The 19,577-nt window shown below is 46.7% G+C and carries 22 protein-coding genes and 2 pseudogenes; 10 read left to right on the forward strand and 14 right to left on the reverse strand.

The annotated features are described in order from the left end of the window. Nucleotides 1-5 precede the first annotated feature (5 nt). From NFS22_RS04875 to NFS22_RS04915, 9 genes are all read right to left on the reverse strand, one after another. Nucleotides 6-209 (reverse strand): hypothetical protein, encoded by a 204-nt coding sequence (locus NFS22_RS04875; protein WP_251316611.1) that lies wholly within the window; start codon nt 207-209, stop codon nt 6-8. Nucleotides 210-373: 164 nt separating this feature from the next. Beyond that, the gene (locus tag NFS22_RS04880; protein WP_251316612.1) at nt 374-844 is read right to left on the reverse strand and encodes a hypothetical protein; all 471 of its coding nucleotides are present in this window, start codon (nt 842-844) and stop codon (nt 374-376) included. A 20-nt stretch (nt 845-864) separates the two neighbouring features. Beyond that, nucleotides 865-1,134 (reverse strand): hypothetical protein, encoded by a 270-nt coding sequence (locus NFS22_RS04885; RefSeq protein WP_120421175.1) that lies wholly within the window; start codon nt 1,132-1,134, stop codon nt 865-867. Nucleotides 1,135-1,156: 22 nt separating this feature from the next. Further along, nucleotides 1,157-1,981: an ABC transporter permease gene (locus NFS22_RS04890; protein WP_120421173.1), complete on the reverse strand. Its 825-nt coding sequence runs from the start codon at nt 1,979-1,981 to the stop codon at nt 1,157-1,159. A 10-nt stretch (nt 1,982-1,991) separates the two neighbouring features. Next, complete coding sequence (locus NFS22_RS04895) at nt 1,992-2,765, reverse strand: ABC transporter permease (RefSeq protein ID WP_251316613.1); 774 nt, start codon at nt 2,763-2,765, stop codon at nt 1,992-1,994. Beyond that, nucleotides 2,758-3,681: an ABC transporter ATP-binding protein gene (locus tag NFS22_RS04900; protein ID WP_251316614.1), complete on the reverse strand. Its 924-nt coding sequence runs from the start codon at nt 3,679-3,681 to the stop codon at nt 2,758-2,760. The genes NFS22_RS04895 and NFS22_RS04900 overlap by 8 nt, the downstream gene beginning before the upstream one ends. Before the next feature lie 139 nt (nt 3,682-3,820). Continuing rightward, the gene (locus NFS22_RS04905) at nt 3,821-4,723 is read right to left on the reverse strand and encodes a sensor histidine kinase (protein WP_420908842.1); all 903 of its coding nucleotides are present in this window, start codon (nt 4,721-4,723) and stop codon (nt 3,821-3,823) included. A 24-nt stretch (nt 4,724-4,747) separates the two neighbouring features. Then, the gene (locus NFS22_RS04910) at nt 4,748-5,440 is read right to left on the reverse strand and encodes a response regulator transcription factor (RefSeq protein ID WP_120421167.1); all 693 of its coding nucleotides are present in this window, start codon (nt 5,438-5,440) and stop codon (nt 4,748-4,750) included. After that, nucleotides 5,433-5,624 (reverse strand): helix-turn-helix domain-containing protein, encoded by a 192-nt coding sequence (locus tag NFS22_RS04915; RefSeq protein ID WP_120421201.1) that lies wholly within the window; start codon nt 5,622-5,624, stop codon nt 5,433-5,435. Before NFS22_RS04915 ends, NFS22_RS04910 begins: the two co-directional genes overlap by 8 nt. Before the next feature lie 167 nt (nt 5,625-5,791). On the opposite strand from NFS22_RS04915, the gene NFS22_RS04920 reads away from it, so the two are divergent. The 3 genes and pseudogenes from NFS22_RS04920 to NFS22_RS04930 all read left to right on the forward strand — a co-directional run. Beyond that, complete coding sequence (locus tag NFS22_RS04920; protein WP_120421165.1) at nt 5,792-6,148, forward strand: helix-turn-helix transcriptional regulator; 357 nt, start codon at nt 5,792-5,794, stop codon at nt 6,146-6,148. A gap of 244 nt (nt 6,149-6,392) precedes the next feature. Beyond that, nucleotides 6,393-6,722, forward strand: a complete 330-nt coding sequence (locus NFS22_RS04925) for a plasmid mobilization protein (RefSeq protein WP_080926416.1) — start codon at nt 6,393-6,395, stop codon at nt 6,720-6,722. Next, nucleotides 6,683-7,231, forward strand: a pseudogene (locus NFS22_RS04930) (relaxase/mobilization nuclease domain-containing protein); the annotation flags it as partial. The gene NFS22_RS04925 and the pseudogene NFS22_RS04930, both read left to right, overlap by 40 nt. A gap of 373 nt (nt 7,232-7,604) precedes the next feature. Here the strand turns inward: NFS22_RS04930 and NFS22_RS04935 are convergent. The 5 genes and pseudogenes from NFS22_RS04935 to NFS22_RS04955 form a co-directional block, all read right to left on the reverse strand. After that, nucleotides 7,605-10,031, reverse strand: a pseudogene (locus NFS22_RS04935) (LPD25 domain-containing protein); the annotation flags it as partial. Next, nucleotides 9,935-10,459 carry a PcfB family protein gene (locus tag NFS22_RS04940; protein ID WP_251316615.1) on the reverse strand — a complete coding sequence of 175 codons (525 nt, stop codon included), beginning with the start codon at nt 10,457-10,459 and terminating at the stop codon, nt 9,935-9,937. The gene NFS22_RS04940 and the pseudogene NFS22_RS04935, both read right to left, overlap by 97 nt. A gap of 41 nt (nt 10,460-10,500) precedes the next feature. Further along, nucleotides 10,501-10,728: a DUF5348 domain-containing protein gene (locus tag NFS22_RS04945; RefSeq protein ID WP_016284538.1), complete on the reverse strand. Its 228-nt coding sequence runs from the start codon at nt 10,726-10,728 to the stop codon at nt 10,501-10,503. 31 nt (nt 10,729-10,759) lie between these two features. Continuing rightward, nucleotides 10,760-11,749, reverse strand: a complete 990-nt coding sequence (locus NFS22_RS04950) for a DUF6017 domain-containing protein (protein ID WP_103240182.1) — start codon at nt 11,747-11,749, stop codon at nt 10,760-10,762. A 59-nt stretch (nt 11,750-11,808) separates the two neighbouring features. Beyond that, entirely contained in the window at nt 11,809-11,973 is a 165-nt protein-coding gene (locus tag NFS22_RS04955; protein WP_251316616.1) for a hypothetical protein, read from the reverse strand. Between the two features lie 901 nt (nt 11,974-12,874). Here NFS22_RS04955 and NFS22_RS04960 point away from each other — a divergent pair. From NFS22_RS04960 to NFS22_RS04990, 7 genes are all read left to right on the forward strand, one after another. Beyond that, entirely contained in the window at nt 12,875-13,234 is a 360-nt protein-coding gene (locus NFS22_RS04960; RefSeq protein WP_161847085.1) for a BlaI/MecI/CopY family transcriptional regulator, read from the forward strand. Between the two features lie 89 nt (nt 13,235-13,323). After that, a complete protein-coding gene (locus NFS22_RS04965) occupies nt 13,324-14,640 on the forward strand; it encodes a M56 family metallopeptidase (RefSeq protein WP_277614745.1) in 1,317 nt (438 codons plus the stop codon). A 457-nt stretch (nt 14,641-15,097) separates the two neighbouring features. Continuing rightward, the gene (locus NFS22_RS04970; protein WP_251316618.1) at nt 15,098-15,724 is read left to right on the forward strand and encodes a DUF2975 domain-containing protein; all 627 of its coding nucleotides are present in this window, start codon (nt 15,098-15,100) and stop codon (nt 15,722-15,724) included. Then, nucleotides 15,721-15,930, forward strand: coding sequence for a helix-turn-helix domain-containing protein (locus tag NFS22_RS04975; RefSeq protein WP_160260133.1), 210 nt, complete (start codon nt 15,721-15,723; stop codon nt 15,928-15,930). The genes NFS22_RS04970 and NFS22_RS04975 overlap by 4 nt, the downstream gene beginning before the upstream one ends. Nucleotides 15,931-16,036: 106 nt before the next feature. Beyond that, nucleotides 16,037-16,528 carry a hypothetical protein gene (locus NFS22_RS04980; RefSeq protein WP_251316619.1) on the forward strand — a complete coding sequence of 164 codons (492 nt, stop codon included), beginning with the start codon at nt 16,037-16,039 and terminating at the stop codon, nt 16,526-16,528. A 151-nt stretch (nt 16,529-16,679) separates the two neighbouring features. Beyond that, nucleotides 16,680-18,149 (forward strand): recombinase family protein, encoded by a 1,470-nt coding sequence (locus NFS22_RS04985; protein ID WP_277614746.1) that lies wholly within the window; start codon nt 16,680-16,682, stop codon nt 18,147-18,149. Between the two features lie 312 nt (nt 18,150-18,461). Further along, nucleotides 18,462-19,442, forward strand: coding sequence for a recombinase family protein (locus NFS22_RS04990; RefSeq protein ID WP_251316632.1), 981 nt, complete (start codon nt 18,462-18,464; stop codon nt 19,440-19,442). Nucleotides 19,443-19,577 lie beyond the last annotated feature (135 nt).

The raw sequence follows: 19,577 nt of genomic DNA on the forward strand, positions 1-19,577 counted from the left end.
TTTTGTCAAGATACATTCAGTAGGTATTTATTTCCTTTTTTTACAAAGCTCCTATAATATGTTCTATTTTGGCTAATAGTAGGTACTGTGTAGACATATCCAAAAAGAAAGGTGAACAGTAATATGGGCGTAATTTTCCCCGGCGGTGGACGGGCTTTTTTTGATGTGTCAATGACCGTCAGATTTTGTCGATACGTTTTGCGCTTCATGGCGGCTACCTCCTTTAGCCGCCGCTTTAACAAAAACCGCGTATTACTTTAGAGGATAAAAGAAACGGCGGCTTTGATCTCTCAAAAGCCGCCGTGTAAGAATAGGCGCATGAAAACCTCTGCTGTACGACGGCTTTTTTCTTTTGCCGTCGTGCGGCAGATTATTATTCTATATTCATTTCTAAATGACCCGTAAAGTTATCTCCTGTAATTCCGAAATAGTTTCCACCCTCCGGCAATGTTAATGTTTCTGAATAACCGTCGCTTGCTTCAAGTAAAACTACTGGATCATCACTTCCAGAAATCCAAAATACTTGTGCTGTTCCCTCGGTAATTTCCAAGTTGCAGGAAACGGAGATGTCCTTACCATTTTCGCGCTCAATAGAAGTCCCACCAAAGAGATATTCTGTTTTGGAAAAATCCTTATAGTCTGCTACATAAGTTCCAGTGTAATGATCGTCACCATACGTCCGCTTCCCTTTAAGAGATAAATCCCCTGTCAGTGTTGCATTTCCGGCTGATTGTATAACATTATTGTATTGATCCAGAATTTCATCTTTTGAACACCCTGTAAGGGACAAACCTATTGTGAAAGTACAAACAAGCACAAGAGAAAAAATTTTTTTATGACACATATCATCAACCTTTCCATAATTTATCTGTTTAACAGGCGAGGAATAATTACTGTAACCAAAATTCCTACAACATAAACCGCATTAACACCAAGCGCAATTTTGGTGTTAATATCCCTGAGTTTTATTTTTGCAAAAAGGAAAAGAGCATATATAAAGCTAACCGCAGCGAAAATACAATACCCTATGATAATAGCTGTTGCGGCAGGAGAATCCGGCTTCCATATAAAGGGTGCTGTCAATGGTACAAAGGCAGTAATAAGTGCAATCGTACTTAAAATTTTTTCTTTCATTTGAAAAACTCCTTTCTTGCTATTAGCGTCCATTCATTTTTAAGCGTTCACGTTGTGCAGGACGCAAAGAAATATTGCTTTTTTTATGTTTCGTTTTAGAATTTCCCGGTGTTTTAGAAATCGTAATGATAAATACAGAAATCAACAGCATGATTCCAAGTGAAACAAGCCCTAAAGGAACATTAGCATTGCTTGTTGAATTTATATATGATGTGGTATCAAAACCAATCACCGTGAAAGCGGCTAAAAATGGATAAATATTTCTAAGCAGACCGCTTTTAAAGAACATGCTGCAATATCCTAACACAAATGCAATAATCGAACCTCCCATGAAAAACCCCGGTATTCTTCCGCAAAAAGAAATAATCGGAAGAACAGCAATATAAATACAAATAGATATACCAGCCATATAAAGCAAACCGCTTATCAAGGCAGAAATACTCACGCCGGGCAATCCAGCACAAATACCAACAATAATTGTAATAACGAAGCTGTATATTCCCAATACAAGAGATAACAGACCGATAGCTGCCAATTTCCCGGTCAATAACTTAGAAAATGAAACGGGAACAGTTAAAATATTTTTCAGTGTATCATCGGTATATTCTCTGTTTATCAGATAACCGCCAATCAAGGTAAAAATAATAGGCATGAATATAGTTGCATTGTTCCAAATCGTACTGTCTACTAATGCGCTAATGTTGAAATTAGGGTTTTTGGCTTCCTCAATCGCAACATTCTGTGTAATTACCCCAAGAACGGGAGAAAGCGTCATTCCGATAATACCAATCAGCAGAATATGATACCGTTTTATCTTTTGAAATTCAGTTAAGACAATGGATAACATATAAAACCTCCTATACTTCCTGTTTTTGATAAACTCTTGTAACCAATGCAATACAGACAACGGCTTCCGCAACTAATATCAAAAAAATTACGGGCGTTGATATAAAATACGGACTTAACCGATTATAAAATTCTGTCATAATTTTTCCTTCCGGCACCTTAAACTGATACAGCCATCTAAAGATAATAGGGACAGGAATAAATGTGCTGATGTTAAGCCCTAATGGTTTCATCATAATTGCATCGCTAAGATGTAGCGCATATCCAAGCAGGGTATAAAAAAAGGCGATTATGACAGAAATAATATAGGACTTATTACACCAGACCACTAAAATAATACATGGCAAAGCTGCCGCCCATAATAAAATTCCTGTGCAGAGTGTAAGGAACAACTGCAGCCCTAATCCATTTAAAGAAATGCCCTGTGTAATGGCAAGCAAGACACTGATACAGAATCCCGCAAGTTCATAAACAACAGAAAAAAGCACAAGGACAATAACTTTTGCCATAACCAAGCGGCTTTTTAAGACAGGAACACAAACAAGATTTTTTAAGGTATCGTTATCATGTTCTTCAAAAAACAGGTTGGCAGCTATCATTACCAGTATGGGAATCAGAAGCAAAAAGCCGCTTTCTTCACGGGCAACGCTCGCAAAATCTGCAAAATCTCCGTCAGACAAAAGCATAGCGTAAAAAACCGGGAACAGGACAGAGGTAAAAAGAGCAATTTTAAACAGCCCTTTCCGTTTCAGCTTCCAAAACTCACATTTTACAAGTTTAAGCAATCCCCTCACCCCCCGTTACACGTTTGAAATAATCTTCAAGGCTTTCTTCACAAATATAGGCTTGTGATACTTCTAGCTCGTTCTCCACAAAAGCCGTTACAATCTTCCCAACAGAAATATCTAAATTATGCAGCCGCATATTATGGTCGTCCTGTATGGTAAACTGGTTTTCATGGAAGATACGTTCTAAAATTCTTGCCGCTTGTGCCGTATCAGAAACAGTAAAGCGGATATGCTTGCTGCTTTTTGCTTCCAGTTCTGTAAGGCTTTCTTCTTCCAGCAGTACGCCGTGGTCGATAATGCCTATATCGTCAGCCAATAACGCAATCTCGGAAAGAATATGACTGGAAATCAAAATTGTTTTTCCGCGTTCATTACAAAGGTCACGGATAAAGGAACGTACCTCTGCAATACCGATAGGGTCAAGCCCGTTGATCGGTTCGTCCAAGATTAAAAGCTCCGGGTCGTGCATCACGGCAAGAGCAATCGCCAGCCGCTGCTTCATGCCAAGCGAATATTGGGAAAACAGTTTTTTGTCTTTATAAGGCAGACCGACTAAATCAAGCGCATTTTTAATTGCGTTGCGGTTTGGCACTCCCCGCAGGGTAGCAAAAATCCGCAGATTTTCCGTTGCTGTCAGATTCGGATAAAAACCGGGGGATTCAATCAGACTGCCGATACGGGGGAGCAGCTTTTTTTCATTCGCCGCTAAAGGTTTCCCCCAAATCGTGACTTCCCCGGAAGTGGGCTGTGTCAGCCCAAGCAGCATTTTCATTGTCGTTGTCTTTCCGGCTCCGTTTCTGCCAAGCAGACCATAGATACGTCCTTTCTGAACATGGATATTCAGATCGGCAACGCTTTTCTGTGTTCCGTATTGTTTGGTAAGATTTTTTGTTTCAATTACATATTTGCTCATTGCGAAACCTCCTTTTCATGTCTGCTATTCTATCACGCCAATCTTGCATTAACCTTGCACGAACCTTGCATTAACCTTGCAATTTGGGGAAAACAGATTTTTACAAAGAATTACTCCCGCCATGTAGGGCGGGAGCTGGTTAGTCTGTCAGAGGGAAAAGCAGGGTAAAAACGGTTCCTTTCCCCGGTACGCTGTCTGCTGTTATGGTTCCGTTTAATTTTTCTACAAGCTGGTGTACGATAGACAGACCAAGACCGCTGCCTTTTTCAGACCGCCCTTTATCGCATTTATAAAGCCGCTCGAAAATATGCTTTAAGTCCTCCTTGTCAATTCCCACTCCATTATCACGCAAAAGAATTTTTATGTTCCCGCCCTGCCCGGATAAAGAAATTTCAATTTTATCTGCGTGGCTATGGGAGATTACATTCTGTATCAGATTGTTTAATATCCGCATATATCCGTCCGGGTCAATCCTTACCCGGAAAGGCTGCTCTGGAATATCAATCGAAAAATCCACCTGTGTATCTTCAAATATCGGTATCCAGTCAATCAATATATTCCGTGTCAGTTCTGTTAAATCAATAGTGGATATATTCATGGAAAATTCATTTGATCCCAGCTTAAACCAGTCAAACAACACATCTATATATTCTTTTAAGTCATGTGCTTTCCGTCGGGCAGTTTCTATATAGTCGTCGCGTTCCTTTCCAGTGGCAATTCCTTTATGTGCGGCATCTAAATATCCAATCAGTGTAGTAAGCGGTGTCCTTACATCATGGGAAAGGCTCGTCATAAGCCGCCTGTTTGTTTCTTCTGTCTGATGATAAGCTAAAAGTCTGCTTTCGTAGGAGAGGATAATATCGTTGATCTCATAAGCAAGAGGGGCTACAAGCTCATGTGTTTCTGATAAAATCCGTCTGTTTCCATTCCCTTTTTTTACATCTTCTAAAGCGTCAACCATTTCCAAAATCTGTTTTTTCACACGCCGGACAATAAGCAGGGAGCTGCAAACTGGAAAAAGGACAGCGACAATTATAATCATAATGACAATCTCTATATACACCCCTCATACCTCCTTATTGAAGCGGTAGCCAATCCCTTTTACCGTCTGTATATATTTGGGGGTTCCGGGATTTTCTTCTATCTTTTTTCGCAACCGGCTTATAATTGCCATGATATTGCTATCATCATAAACATAATCTTCTCCCCATACTTTTTCATAAATCTGCTGTTTTGTCAGTATTTTTCCTTGATTTTTGGCAAGAAACAGGAGCAGGTCAAATTCTTTCGGCGGCAGCTCAAATTCTCCGTTTACCGTGATAATGGAACGGCTGTTAAAGTCGATAGTCAATCCGTCAAAATCAAATGTCTGTGACTGTCCCTCTTTTTGATTGAAACGGGTATAGCGTCTTATCAGTGAAACAATGCGGGCAATCAGCTCGTCCATATCAAAAGGTTTTGTTAAATAATCGTCGGCTCCTGCCCGCAGCCCCCGCACTTTTGAAGCACTGTCATTTTTTGATGTGAACATCAAAATCGGCAGGCTGTTTTCTTTTCTGATCTGTTCTAATGTTTCAAACCCGTCAAAACCGGGCATCATTACGTCCAGTATGACAAGCTGGTATTCTTTTTCTTTCAGTTGCAGCAAGCCGGATTTGCCGGAATAGCAGCAGTCAGCTTCGATACATTCCTGTAAAACGCTTTGCTTGATTAGTGTGCAAAGCTCCTTGTCATCATCTATCACTAAAATCCTATTCATGCTTTTTCGTCCTTTCTGCTTTCATGCGGGCATCTGCTGGCTTCTCCGCATCTTTTGGTATCAGCCATAAGCGGCTGAACTTTGCTACTCCGGGTATGCGGTTCTCCTCACATAGTTTTTGTACCCGTCTTTCTGAAATGCCCCATTTCCTCGCTGCTTCCGGGGCAGAAATAAACTCTAACATCTTCATTCACCCTTTCCCTAATCTATGTCAGTATAATTATATGCGTCCAGCCGAATGACTTCAAGTGGTATTTGCATATTACGGGAATTATTTTGGCTAATCAATAGAACTGTGTAGACATATCCAAAAAGAAAGGTGAACAGTAAAATGTAATAGGGTGAATGAATATGGCAAAAAGACCAGTACCGAAATATGATTTTAAGGCTTTCGGGGCGGCAATTAAAGCCGCACGAAAAGGGCGCAAGGAGAGCAGGAAAAAAGTGTGTGACGAAATGTATATTTCCCCACGTTACCTTGCAAATATTGAAAATAAGGGGCAGCACCCCAGCGTACAGATATTTTTTGAGCTTATGCTCCGTTATGATATATCCGTAGACCAGTTTCTTTTTTCGGAAAAGGAAGCGGAGAAGTCCACGCAGCGGCGGCAACTTGACGCGCTGCTTGACAGCATGGATAAAAAGGATTTGACGATTATCACCGCTACCGCTAAAGGAATACAGGAAACCAAAGGGACAGACGATTAACCGCTGTTCCCTTTTTCCGTTGTTATTTAGAGAAGTTGCAGCCGTTTTTTGTGCTGCAATATTTTTTTGCGCTAAATTCAAGAGATAATGCAACAAATACGCTCTTTTTGAGGGGATAGTAAGTAAAGCAGCAAGCATAGGAAAAGAGTACCCTTTTCCGTATTTCTGCCCGCCCGGTCGGTCAGAAATGGCTTGTTGGGAAGTTTCCCAAACCCTCTATGAGAACGGAAAGGAGCGAAAAACCATGAACGGACGCAAAAGGACGATACAGGTCAAATTCTATGTGACAGAGGAAGAAAGAAAACTGATTGAGGAAAAAATGAAGCTCGTCCCCACAAGCAACATGGCGGCGTATCTGCGCAAGATTGCCATTGACGGGTACATTATCCAAGTAGACCATACGGACATAAAAGCAATGACAGCGGAGATACAGAAAATCGGGGTGAATGTCAATCAGATCGCACGTCGCGTAAACGCGACGGGAAACGCCTATAAAGAGGATATAGAGGAAATTAAGGGGGTGCTTGCGGAGATATGGCGGTTACAAAGATTAAGCCTGTTAAAAGCACTCTAAGCAAAGCCCTTGACTATATCGAAAACCCGGACAAGACGGACGGAAAAATGCTGGTGTCCTCTTTCGGGTGCAGCTATGAAACGGCAGATATTGAGTTTGGCTATACCCTCTCACAAGCGCGGGATAAGGGAAACAATTTAGCCTTTCACTTGATACAGTCCTTTGCTCCGGGAGAAGTGGACTATGAAAAAGCCCATGAAATCGGGCGGCAGCTTGCCGACGCGGTAACAAAGGGGCAGCATGAGTATGTATTAACGACGCACATTGACAAGGGGCATATCCATAACCACATTATTTTCTGCGCGGTCAACTTCGTAGATCATCACAAGTACGTTTCCAACAAACGGACGTATTACGGCATACGGAACATGAGTGACAAGCTGTGTCGGGACAACGGGCTTTCTGTGGTCGTCCCCGGAAAGGGCAACAAGGGAAAGAGCTATGCGGAGTACCAAGCGGAGAAAACGGGGACAAGCTGGAAAGGCAAGCTATCCCGATCTTTTCCCGCAAGGGGAGAGCTTCGTACTGTTTGGCAATCTCAACCGCTTTTTTCTGTAAATCCGTAAGTGGTTTGTCGGTGGTCTGTCCTGCCTGTTCCGGCGTGTCTGCTTTTTCAGAAACGGGGTTTTCCGGCTCCTGCGGTTCGGCGGTCTGTGCCGCTTCCGGCTCCGGCGCGGTGTAAGGCTCGTACCCGTTGGCGGCGTATTCCTCCACGGTCATTCCCGCGTCTGCCGCTTCCTGTGCGATTTCTGCCTTGACGTGTTCCTTGTAGGCGGCAAGCTCCACGTCAAAATCTTTAAGCTGTGGGACGGGTGGCAAATGGTATTCGCCTTGATTGATAAGCCCCCGGCACTCGGTAACGTAGGCTTGCATGGCGGTATGGTAGGCGGTTTCCGTTGGGGTAAGGCTCTCCCCGGCTAACAAGGCTCCTCCGGCGATACGCTCCATTTCGGATAAACTGCAATGCAGTTTCAGATAGGGGATAAACTCATTCAGCAGCATTGCCCGCTGTTCCTTATCGGCTTCCAGTGCTTCCTTGCCCTCATGCTGTAAAAGGTAGTTTTCCCACTCTTTATCGTTCAGATAATAGGTATGGTGCTGTTCGATATGCTCCATAAGGGAACCGTCCCCGTCGCCAAAATCCTGTTGCCCCTCGTAATGGTCGGGCTTTCCGTTCATCACATAATCAATCTGAAATCTCGTCTTGAAATAACGGGGCGTATCAAGGCTGGCTTCGTCCAGCACCGCAAACAGGGTATCGGCACGGGACAGGGGGATTGTTTCGCCCTCCCGTAGCTGGCTGCTTTCACTCCAAAGGATTGTGACCGTTGGCTCTGCCGAAAGGTCGGGTGTCGGCTCTTTTTCAGCTTCCTGTGCTTTCTCCGCTTCCCGTTCTTTTCTGATTTCCGCTAAATGCCCGTCAATGGTGTTAATCAGCTCGGCGGCGGTGCTGCGGATTGTGGCAAGGGATTTTTTCAGCTCTGCAAGCTCCCGCCCACTGCTCCATGTGGCAATGTAATTGAAAGAGTAGTCGGACGTGTCAAGCCCGTAGTGCTGGCATACGGTGTAAGCGATACTTTCCGCCTGTACCTCCCTTGTGCTTCGGTCGGGGCGTTCCGGCGCGTCCCGGTCTATGTTGTGCAGCGTCGCGTGGGCGATCTCGTGGATAGCGGTCTTTACGTTCTGAAGCTCGCTCATTCCCTCGTTGATCGCTATGCGCTGCCCGTCATAAAAGCAGCGTCCCTTTACTGTACCCTCCAACGCTTCAAAGCCCATAGCAAAGGGGGAAGTCCTTTCAAGGGCGGTAAAAAAGTCCCGGTATTGCTCCACGTCGCCCGTCAATTCATTATCCGTAATGCCCGGTATCTCTTTCCCCTCGGTCTGTGATACGTCAAAAACAGACACTATCTTAAAGGCGGGGATTTGGATTTCCTTTGTTTCCGTGACAGGCTTCCCGTCTTTTCCGATTATGGGCTTTTGGGTGTGCGGGTCAATCTTTTCAACCTCCCGCTTGACTATGTAGGGGGACGGTGCAAGTATCTTGATAGATTTCTCGTCGGGCTTTACATGGCGGTCAAATTCCTTTTTCCATTGCTGATAGCCTTTGACAAACGTACCGCCCTGCATGGCGATCAGTACGGTGTTGTTAAAGCTGTAATTATGGAACTTTGATAAGGTTTGCAGATAATCGGTGTACCGCCCATTTTCAAATACCCCCATAATTCCATGCTCCAAACGGTCTGTGATTTCTTTCATTTTGTCGGTGGAATTTTTTGAAGTAAGGATAATCGGGGCAACCGGGCGCGGCTCAAAAACGGGTTCCGCTGCCGCTTCAAAATCCGATTTCTCCGGGGCGGGGCGTTCCGGCTCCGGGAAGCTCATTACCTTGTATTCTTTCGGTATGTCATTGTCCCGCCCGTTGTACCACTGTGAAAAGGTGTTGCCGTTGTTGTAGATATAGCCTTGATCGGTAAACTGCCCTTTATCTTTCTGAACCGCGTCCTGCCCGTATTCCTCGTACTTGAAATACTTCTTTGCTTCTTCGGGCAGCTCCAATTCGTCCAGCTCGTCAATGAGGTAATAGCCGTAGTCGGCTTCGCTGCGGACAGCAGGGTATATCCAGTAGCAGTCAAGGTTCTGTGCAAGGTTGATAAGGTCTTTCACGCTCCCGGCGTGTTCCCCCAGCGTTACCGCCGCCGTGAATTTGTCCCTGTCCTCGTCGCTTTGCATTTCTAAGAGCTTGCCTAAATAATTCAGCTCGTCAATGGTGCTGCCCTGTATCACGGAAAGCGGCACGTCAAAAGGCTGCTTCTCGGTGTTTGCAAAACCGTTGATGAAAAAGTCCTGCGGGTTGTCTGCGGTAATGCCGACGCTTCTCATGGCGGCGTGAAGCTGCTCCGTGGTGGTCGGTATGGAAAGCCACGCGCCGCCCGGTTTCCCGGTTTCAAAGCGGGTGCGGCTGTCGATAAGGATTGAAAACTGCTCATTCATTGGGTCACGCTCCTTTCTCTGCCCGGTGGTCTGCTCCGCCGCTTGTTCTGCGGGGGCTGGGTCTGTCTTTCCGGCTTCCTGTCCGGTCTGCGTCCGTTCCTCCCCCTCAATGGAATAACCGGGTAAAAGCTGCCCGTTTACTTTGAACTGCTCGGCGTACTCTTTCGGGATAGAGGGCGATATTTCGGTAAATAAATGGGCGTATGCCTTGATACGTCCATTCAGATACTTTTCCATAGCCGCCTTGTCCGCAAAAACTTTCCTTTCCTGTCCGGCGATCTTTGCCTGTCCGTAATTGTGGGGGCTGTTGGTGTAAATGCTCCAAGAAAGCGTCCATGAGTAGGGAATGCCTTTCGGATTGAGGGCTTCTTATCCTGCGTCAGCTTCTTTGCGGAAAACTCCTTGAAAGCGGCGGTCAGCGCGTCCGCGTCCCTGCCCTTGAAGAATACAAGATAGCGGGGCGGGGTTTCCGTCGCGTCCTTTTTCAGCGCAAAGTCGATACCATATTTTTTTGCTGTACTCTCAAAGGCTTTGATGTTGTCCTTTGTGATCTCAATGTTGGAAACGCCCGTGTTCTGCTTCATAAGCTGCTTTAAGGTCTGCTTCCCGTGGGGGATTGCCTGTCTGTCAAGCTCTTTCTTTGCCTGTGAGAGCAGCTTTTTGATTGCCTTTTGCAGCACTTCGGCGGTCAGCTTCCCGGTCTTGATATACAGGGCAACGGTTTTTTCGTTGATCTCGTCCTGCATGGGGTCTGTCCCTCCTTTCGGGGTAGTCTATGGGGCGGCGGTCAGATACGCACCCGCAGCCCGTTTAAGTCGTCGGCTCTGATACCCACCAAGTACCATTCCTGCGCCATATTCATTTCAATACGGGTCGGCTTCCACTTGCCGCGTGTGAACACGTCGAAACAGTCCCCGCAATGCAGCCCGCCGTAATAGCTGGCAAGGTCAAAGCGAATGTCGTAGCGGTCTGTGCGCTCGTCAAATACCAATGCTCCCGTCATTTTCTGTGCCATAATAAAATCCTCCTTTTGTGGTTGTGGGTGGTTACAGGCTTTCGCCCGGTTTGAATGAATAGGGGTCGTGCGGCTCCTGTGGCGCAAGTGCGCCGCTTGCCATGTCGTGAGCCACAAGGGACGTGTAATAATTGCCGATTGTGGACGGGGCATTGAAAAGCACCGCCCGTAAATACTGCTTGATGTTGCGGATTTTGGTTGTGTTCTCTTTCATGCAGTCCAGCACAAAGCGGATATGTTCAGCGTCCAGCTTCATAAACTTTGCTTTTACCAGCTCGGCGGGGTAGTCGTCCCCGGCAATGCGGATCGTCTTTCTCCGGGTACAGACGGTTTCCAGCATGAGGTCTACAATCTCATTCAGCCTGTCCCCGTCAAACTTCATATCCTGTATGAGAATGTCATAGTCGATATTGTCCTTGATGATCTCCCGGTAAATCTCAAAAGCGGTCTGTGCTTCCGCTTCCTTTCGTTTCCGTTCCGGCGGCGCAGCCGCTTCCTGCTCCAAAGGAGAGGGGTTAGGGGAAAGGATAGGAATGGAATGGGTACTTTGTAAATCCGTATTTATTTTTTCTTTTGTTGGTAAGTCAGTTCTTTGTATATCTTTATTTAATTGCATTGGATTTTCCGTCGTCGGTTTACCCGGTGTCGGATTTTCCAATATCGGATTGCCCGGTGTTGGATTTTCCAATGTCGGGTTATCCAATCCCGGCGGGGTGTCGTCCGGCGGCTGGGGCTGTTCGTAAATGGTGTATTCAATGGCGGTCATTTTGCCTTTTTCGTCCCGTCCCTGCCGCCGCTTGATATACCCGGCTTTTTCCAGTTCCCATACGGCGGTACGGATAGCGTCGATACTTTCCCGGTTGATCTGTGACAGCCCCGCAAGGGTGTAGTCCCAATCTTCGGGAAGTGACAGCATTTGCGATAAAAGCCCCTTTGCCTTTAAGGTCAGCTCCTTGTTGCGTAAATGGTGGTTGCTCATAACGGTATAGCCCTTGTTGCGCTCCACTCGGAAAACTGCCATAGCTTCATCACTCCTTTGGTTGTGGATTTGTTACGCGATAGAACGCCATTTTGCCGGGGTTAGGTATAAATCCCTGTCCCCGGCAAAAGTGCGCCCGCAAAGCCGCATATAGCAAGGCTCTTTTTGCCCCTATTGCGTAACATGAGGGCATAAAAAAAGCGGCGTTCCTGTTCTCCCATGTTGGGATAGAGAAACGCCGCGTTTGCGTCGTATTCAGTTTTCATTTATTCTTTCTCAATGCTGTGTGCTGGTGGCTGGGCTGGCAGGGTTCCGGGCGGCATATCAAGGCTCTTTCCCTCAAAAGTAGTAAATTGGTAGTAAATTCAGCTTGAAATCCTGCTTGTATGCCCGTAAATCAAGGCTTTTTTGAGATAATCAACCATTTTCCTCCTGAAAATAAAAGAAAAAGATTGAAACTATCACATTACGCAGAAAGCCGTCCTTGAAAATGGGGCGGTTTTTCTGTGCGATATGGCCGGAGTCCACTGGGGGCCGCCCTGCTTTGGTTATCAAGGCGGCCCCAGCAGCCCCGGCCATTCTACCCGAAAAATCTAAATATCGCATGGTGGCTTCGAGACAAAATGTCCCAAAGCAATCGATATTCCCGCGCATTTTTACATAGGGGCTCTGGTGATATATCCCCCGTCGCCGCCTACTATTGAGCACAGACGGGAGCGGGCGGTCAAGGGTGCGTAGCACCGCCGCCTGCGGCGGCTTGCCCTTGACGGCCTGCCCCGGCTGTGCTACCCCTCCGGCGCGGCGGGGGATATATCCTCCAGAGCCGCCCCTTTTCCCATGAATGGGAAAGGGCGGGGGGATTGGGTTGAACGCGCTGTAAAAACCGCTTATTTTCCACGGTTGGACTGTTATCATTTGGGCGTTTGAATGCCGCTTGTATCAAGGGTTTCCGGGCGTGTTCGGCAGAGGGGTGGTATGTTTATATGTCCTGCGCCCTATTCGTTCCACAAAAGCTAACATGGGGCGGCTGTACTTTGAGACATTTTGTCCCAAAGTTGGGGCGGCACTTTTTTATTTTTAAGGCCGAAGTAGTATTGACAAGAGGTTAAGACTGTGGTAGTATTTTCTTGTAGCCACTACTACAGTCTTAAAAGGAGGTGTGATTGAATGGATATTAAACTTTTCGACTCTGAGTTGAAAGTGATGTCTGTCCTTTGGCGCGATGGCGATGTTCCCGCAAAATATATCGCTAAACTGCTGACCGAGGAATTGGGCTGGAATGTCAATACGACCTATACCCTAATCAAACGTTGTATCAAAAAAGGCGCGATTGAACGCTCCGAGCCCGGTTTCATGTGCCATGCGCTTGTGCCGAAAGAGGATGTGCAGGAGGCGGAAACGAACGAACTGATTAACAAGGTGTATGATGGCTCCGCCGACAAGCTGTTCGCGGCCCTGCTGGGACGGAAAAAATTAACTGCCGCGCAGATCGAAAAGCTGAAACAGATTGTCGGTGATTTGGAGTGAGGTGGTGCAAATGAGCCTATTGCAAATGAGTTTTGTGGGGGGCGTGATGATTTTGGCAATTATCGTTATACGCGCCCTGGCAGTCAACCCTGTTACCCAAAAAGACTTTTTTAGCACTCTGGGGAATAGCGGTTGCGCGGCTTTTGCTCCCGTTCTCCGTCCCCTCTGCGTTTAGTGTATATTCACTGATTGGCAATCATACACCCGCAGTACCCCCTACAAAAGGCCCGCAGGCTGTTGGAATGTTGCCGACTGAAATAGCAGGGCAAATGGCTACTATACCCGGCAATATTTCAAATGCCGCAAGTTCCATTTCTGTGTGGGTGATTGTTTGGGCTGTTGGCGTACTGGTCTGCGCTTTGGTCTTTGCCATCGCATACTGGAAGTGCCGGCAAGAATTTCAAACGTCCCTGCCGATAGGCAACGTCTTTGTTACAAACTGGTTGAAAGCCCGTCGGTTGAAACGTTCCATTTCAGTTCGGCAGTCCAGCCGCTTTTCTGCCCCGCTCACTTATGGCGTGTTTCGTCCGGTGATTTTGCTGCCAACGTCTACCGAATGGGAAAATACAAAGGCACTGCAATACGTCTTGACGCACGAATATGTGCATATCCGGCGTTTTGACAGCATCACAAAATTAGTGCTGATTACGGTGCTGTGTGTGCATTGGTTTAACCCTTTGGTGTGGGCTATGTATATTCTCGCAAACCGGGATATTGAGTTATCTTGTGATGAGGCCGTCGTCCGGCTTTTCGGAGAAAACACAAGGGCGGCTTATGCGCGGACACTAATCAGCATGGAAGAAACAAGGAGCGGTTTCGCTCCGCTGTGTAGCAATTTTAGCAAAAATGCAATAGAAGAAAGGATAACGGCAATTATGAAGTATAAGAAAACCAGCATTTTTTCACTTGTTCTTGCGCTCTCTCTGATTTTTGGCGCAACTACGGCTTTTGCAACCTCTGCCCAACAGGAGCCGGATTATAAAATGACGGACGAGGATGGCAATACTACAGCTTTTGAGGGCCGACTAATGATTGCCTCCAGATTTTCCCCCGGTGAAAACGGCAACTATATTTATGACCCGGATGACGCTCTCAATGCGCTATCCGCCGAGCGTAGCATTTCCCCAGACGAAATCAATCATTTTGATAATGTTGATTTCAATGTGACACCAGAAGGAACCATAAACCAGCATCCCGACAATTTGCATTATCAGCCCACACGCCCCATGCGTACTGAGGCAGAGATGGAGCAGATTATCGCAGATATTGAAAGCGGCAAAATTCCCGGATACAAAATATCGGATTTTGTGGAGGGCAAAGTTCCGGGATTTGAGCTGGAGGAAGGCACAGAATGTTCTGTTGATTTTGTAGACTATTCCGATGGTAATTGTGTACTGAACGATTAAAAGATATACCTTTGAGACAAAATGTCCCAAAGCTGGGGCGGTGCTTTTCACAGTGCCGCCCCCTTTTCCCGCTCAATGGCAGACCATAATATCAACCGTCTGCCGGGTCTGAAAGACGGGCGGAACAATAAGGAACCGGCGCGACAGCGGCGGTGACGCAGCCAACCTCTTTGGGACATTTTGTCCCAAAGAGCCGGGTTTGGGGAGGCTCCCCAACAAGCATTTTGCGGGCCCCAGCCCAGCAAAAATTTCGGAGTGTGTCCACACCCGAATTGCTTGCCGTTTGTGCGCTCCCTAATAATCGGCAAAATAATGGCGGCCATATTAGCAGACTTTGCTACATGGTATCTGGCCTTGTTTCCAGACAAAGTCTTTCAATAATAATTTAATGATTATCGTTAAATTATTATTGACACCTTTGAATTTCTGTGCTATCATAAATCCGAGGTGATAAATTATGAAATTCATTCAGAAACTCGCAAATGAACGATTTGCAAGACCTGCCGCTCAACTAATGAAATTTGCTTGCTATTTTGTAATCTGTTTCTATGTCCTATGTACTGTCCTCAGCTTTATGGGGCGTCAATCTTTCTTCCTGCATACAAAAACGGGAACCTATGAACGAGCAATTTACGCAGAGGAAAATCACGCTGCACACTCTCGCAGTATAACTGTATTTATGGGCGATGATATTCATGTATGGACAAACGATAATGACCAGATTGACCTAACAATTCAGATTGGGCTTTCTCTCATGTATGCTGTCCATATAGTTCCTATGATTTTTGCTTATTGGTTTCTGAGCCGTGTATTTTCCAATATAAATAAAGGGCAAATTTTTACAGAGAAAAACTCCTCCTATCTGCTTTATTATGGGATGCTCCAATTTTCAGTGGCTGTTTTTGTTCCATTCATCAAACTATTGATTTGCTGGCTTACCAACCTTATATCTAATGGTCGGATGTCCATTTCTACAGGGCAGGCAATGTTTAATATGCTTATCCCCAGCATCGCTTTTATTGTAGCCGCATATATCATCCATTATGGAGTGCATTTGCAGGACGAGGTGGACCACACGCTATGATTATTATTCGGCTTGACCGGGTGCTGGCGGACAGAAAAATGCGGCTTAATGACTTGGCGGCCCAGGTCGGTATATCTAATGTCAATCTCTCTTACTTGAAAACGGGAAAAGTAAAAGCTGTCCGGTTCAGTACGTTAGACGCAATCTGCAAAGTTCTAAAGTGCCAACCAGGGGATATTCTTGAATATGTCGAAGACGAAGATTAAAAATGCGACTTTGAGACAAAATGTCCCAAAGTTGGGGAGATTGTTGGGCAGGAATATGAAGTGCTTAATGCCTATCAACAACTTGGAAATTGGGGAGGCATTGAATATGATAAAATCGAAAGTGTTGATCTTTATGGCAATACTTATACTGACATTAGTTGGATGCGAAAAGGTAGAACAGGAACAGCCGATAGTATATTCTTTTAGCGAGGAAAATGAACAGCTTTCAATTTCAAATGGCATTATTCTTTTGAATGGCACAGAAGAAATCTTTACTGGCGGTGATTTGAGAGTAGCTGATGATTTTTTCAATAACATTACATCATACTCCACCACATTTTACATTATGGTTGGTGATGAAAAAGATGTTATTCTTTCTAATGATGTGATAGAAATGACGGGAGATACTGTCAATATAACTGGTGATTTAGGACAAATATCTGGGAACAGCACAATTAGGAGAATAAAAATTGATGATACAAGTGATTTGGAAAACATTCTCCATTTTGATCTTACTACGAAAGATAGAAATGGTAAAGAAAATGTGTATCAATTACAACTGTCTCTAACAGAAATAACAAAAAGTGATGTTGACTAACTCCAGACAATTTGATGTTGATAATGGCTATCCTCTTTGGGACAAAATGTCCCAAAGCTGGGGCGGTGCTTTCATAGTGCCGCCCCCTTTTTATGCCCGGTGACATCCTTGCTGATACCCATAGTCGGAGTTATAATATAACACCCAGAAGATCGGGGAGAACCCCGATTGGGAGATGGCCGGTATTTTCGCGGACAAGGGCATAACCGGCACAAGCATGAAAAAGCGGACGGAGTTCAAGCGGATGATCGCCGCCTGCAAACGAGGCCGAATCGACCTGATCCTCACCAAATCCCTCTCCCGCTTCGCCCGGAATACGGTGGACAGCCTGGAAATGGTGCGGATGCTCCGGGCCAACGGCATCGGTGTGATCTTTGAAAAGGAAAATATCAATACGCTGACGGAGTCCAGCGAGTTCCTGATCACCCTGTTCAGCGGATTTGCCCAAGCGGAGAGCGAGTCCATCAGCAAAAACGTGATCTGGGGCATCCAAAAGAGCCGGGAGGCGGGGAACGTCCCCTTCCAGTACAAGAAGCTGTTGGGCTACCGGCGGGGGCCTGACGGTCAGCCGGAGATCATCCCGGAGGAGGCGGAGACGGTAAAGCGTATCTTCCGCCGCTACCTGGACGGGTGCAGCCTGGGTCAGATCAAGGCGGAGCTGGAGGCGGACGAGATCCCCACTTCCTGCGGGATTCAGGGTTGGACATATCAGGTGATCCACAACATCCTGGTCAATGAAAAATACATTGGCGACGCCCTGCTGCAAAAGACATATACCACCGACTGTATCAGCAAGACGGTAAAGAAAAACCAGGGAGAGCGCCCCATGGTGTATGTGGAGAACAACCACCCGCCCATCATCCCGAAAGAGATCTTCTATCAGGTGCGGGAGGAGATGGCCCGCCGATCCAGCAAGCGGAAGGTGATGCAGAAAACCGGCAAGACCGAGCAGGGCAAATACTCCGCCAAATATGCCCTGTCCGAGCTGCTGGTGTGCGGGGAGTGCGGTACGCCCTACAAGCGATGCACCTGGGCCAGAAACGGCAAAAAGCGGATCGTCTGGCGGTGCGTCTCCCGGCTGGAGTTCGGCACGAAATACTGCCACACTTCTCCCACATTGGATGAAGATAAGCTGCACCGGGCCATCCTGGAGGCCATCAACGGCCTCGACCAAACCGGGCAGGAGATCACGGAGGAGTTCTTGGACATCGCCAGCCTTGTCCAGCAGGGACAGGAGTGCGGCGGGGTTGATCCCCTCGCCCTGCGGCAGCGGCTGACGGCCCTGACGGCGGAACAGGCGGCGCTGATGGAACAGGCGCTGGCGTTGCCGGAGGATACGGAAAACAAAGAATTGAACGCCCGGCTCAGAGAAATCGCGGAGGAGAGGGAGAGCATCCTGCACCAGCTTGGGACGCTCCAGCAGGCGGATGAGCGGCAGGCTGACCAAGCGGCCCGGATGAACAGCCTGCGGGAATTTGTTGAGCGGAGGGAAACGAAATTCGCCGCATACGATGACGCCATCACCCGCAAATTTGTGGAGCAGGTCACCGTCCTGGACGCTGAGACCATCCGGGTCAAGTTCCGCTATCCAGGGCTGGAGGTTGACAAAAAACTGAACTGATAGCGGTGCAAGTTCAAATACCACATCTTCGGACATTACCACATGGACAGGGTCATCCAAAAGAAATATGTTCTGCTGTACGAGCGGATCATCAGACCGAAGCTGTGAAAAGTGTCCGGCAGGGCGGGAACAAAATTAGTTCCCACCCTGCCGGACGCTTTTCTGTTGTAGCCACAATTCCAGCAGGTCGAGTGGCATTTCTTCAAACCCGTTGCGCCGCAACGGTTACCGGCCTGCATCTTTTTTCTCTACAGAAGGAATATCATAAACGAGTGGTACGCAAAGGACACAAGTAAGAAAATCCGCGCTGTGATGAAGTCAAAGGGGGAAGCTGGGGAACATCTTTGCAGTAACCCGCCCTATGGCTACATGAAAGACCCCGACAACAAAAAGCATTGGATTGTAGATGAAGAAGCCGCCAAAGTGGTGCGCCGGATTTTCCGCTTATGCTTAGAGGGGTACGGACCGACACAGATTGCCCGTATTCTGAAAGAGGAAAAAATAGTCACTCCGACAGTCTATTTCATGCAGAACGGACGCGCAACGAGAAACGCCCCGCAAAATAACCCCTGTCGTTGGAGTGCCGAAACGGTAACATTTATTTTGGAACGCCCAGAGTATCAAGGGCATACAGTAAACTTCAAAACTTTTGTCCAGTCTTACAAGACTAAAAAGAAATGCTACAATCCGGCGGAAAAGCAACTTGTGTTTGAAAATACCCATGAAGCAGTCATAGACGCTGACACATGGGCGCGGGTACAGGAATTACGGAAGAACAAACGTCGTCCGACAAGAACGGGAAAGACAAATATGTTTTCCGGCATTGTCCGCTGTGCTGACTGCGGTGAAAAGCTGTACTACTGCACAAGCAAAAATTTTGAAGCGCGGCAAGACCATTTTGTGTGTTCCACTTCAAGGCTCAAGGGAAAAGAAGTCTGCCCGACGCATTATATCCGCGCCGTAGTTTTGGAACAGGGTGTGCTTGCACATCTCAGACTGACGATTGCTTGTGTAGCCAACCATGAAGAACAATTCCGTAAGGCTATGGGTGCAAAACAGAAAGCAGACGCAAAACGGGAGTTGACGGCAAAACGGAGGCAACTGACGCAAGCAGAACGCCGGATTGAGGAACTTGACCGATTGTTCAAGCGTATTTATGAGGATAACGCAAATGGTAAACTTTCTGACAGCAGATTTCAAATGCTCTCTGACGATTACGAACAGGAACAGGAAGAACTGCGGGAAAAGCTGTTGCAACTAAGAAGCTGTACCAATAGGCTAAAGCCTTTTTAACAAAGTGCGAAAAGCGGCAATCATGCAAACCGCCTGAGCAGATTGGACAGATATTTCATAATCTTTGGAAAGACGGCGGGAATTGTTGATCCAAGCCAGAGAGCGCTCAACGATCCAGCGTTTTGGCAAGACTTC

Origin of the sequence: Flintibacter muris (genome assembly GCF_943192995.1) — a bacterium.
GTDB classification, from domain to species: Bacteria; Bacillota; Clostridia; order Oscillospirales; family Oscillospiraceae; genus Lawsonibacter; species Lawsonibacter muris.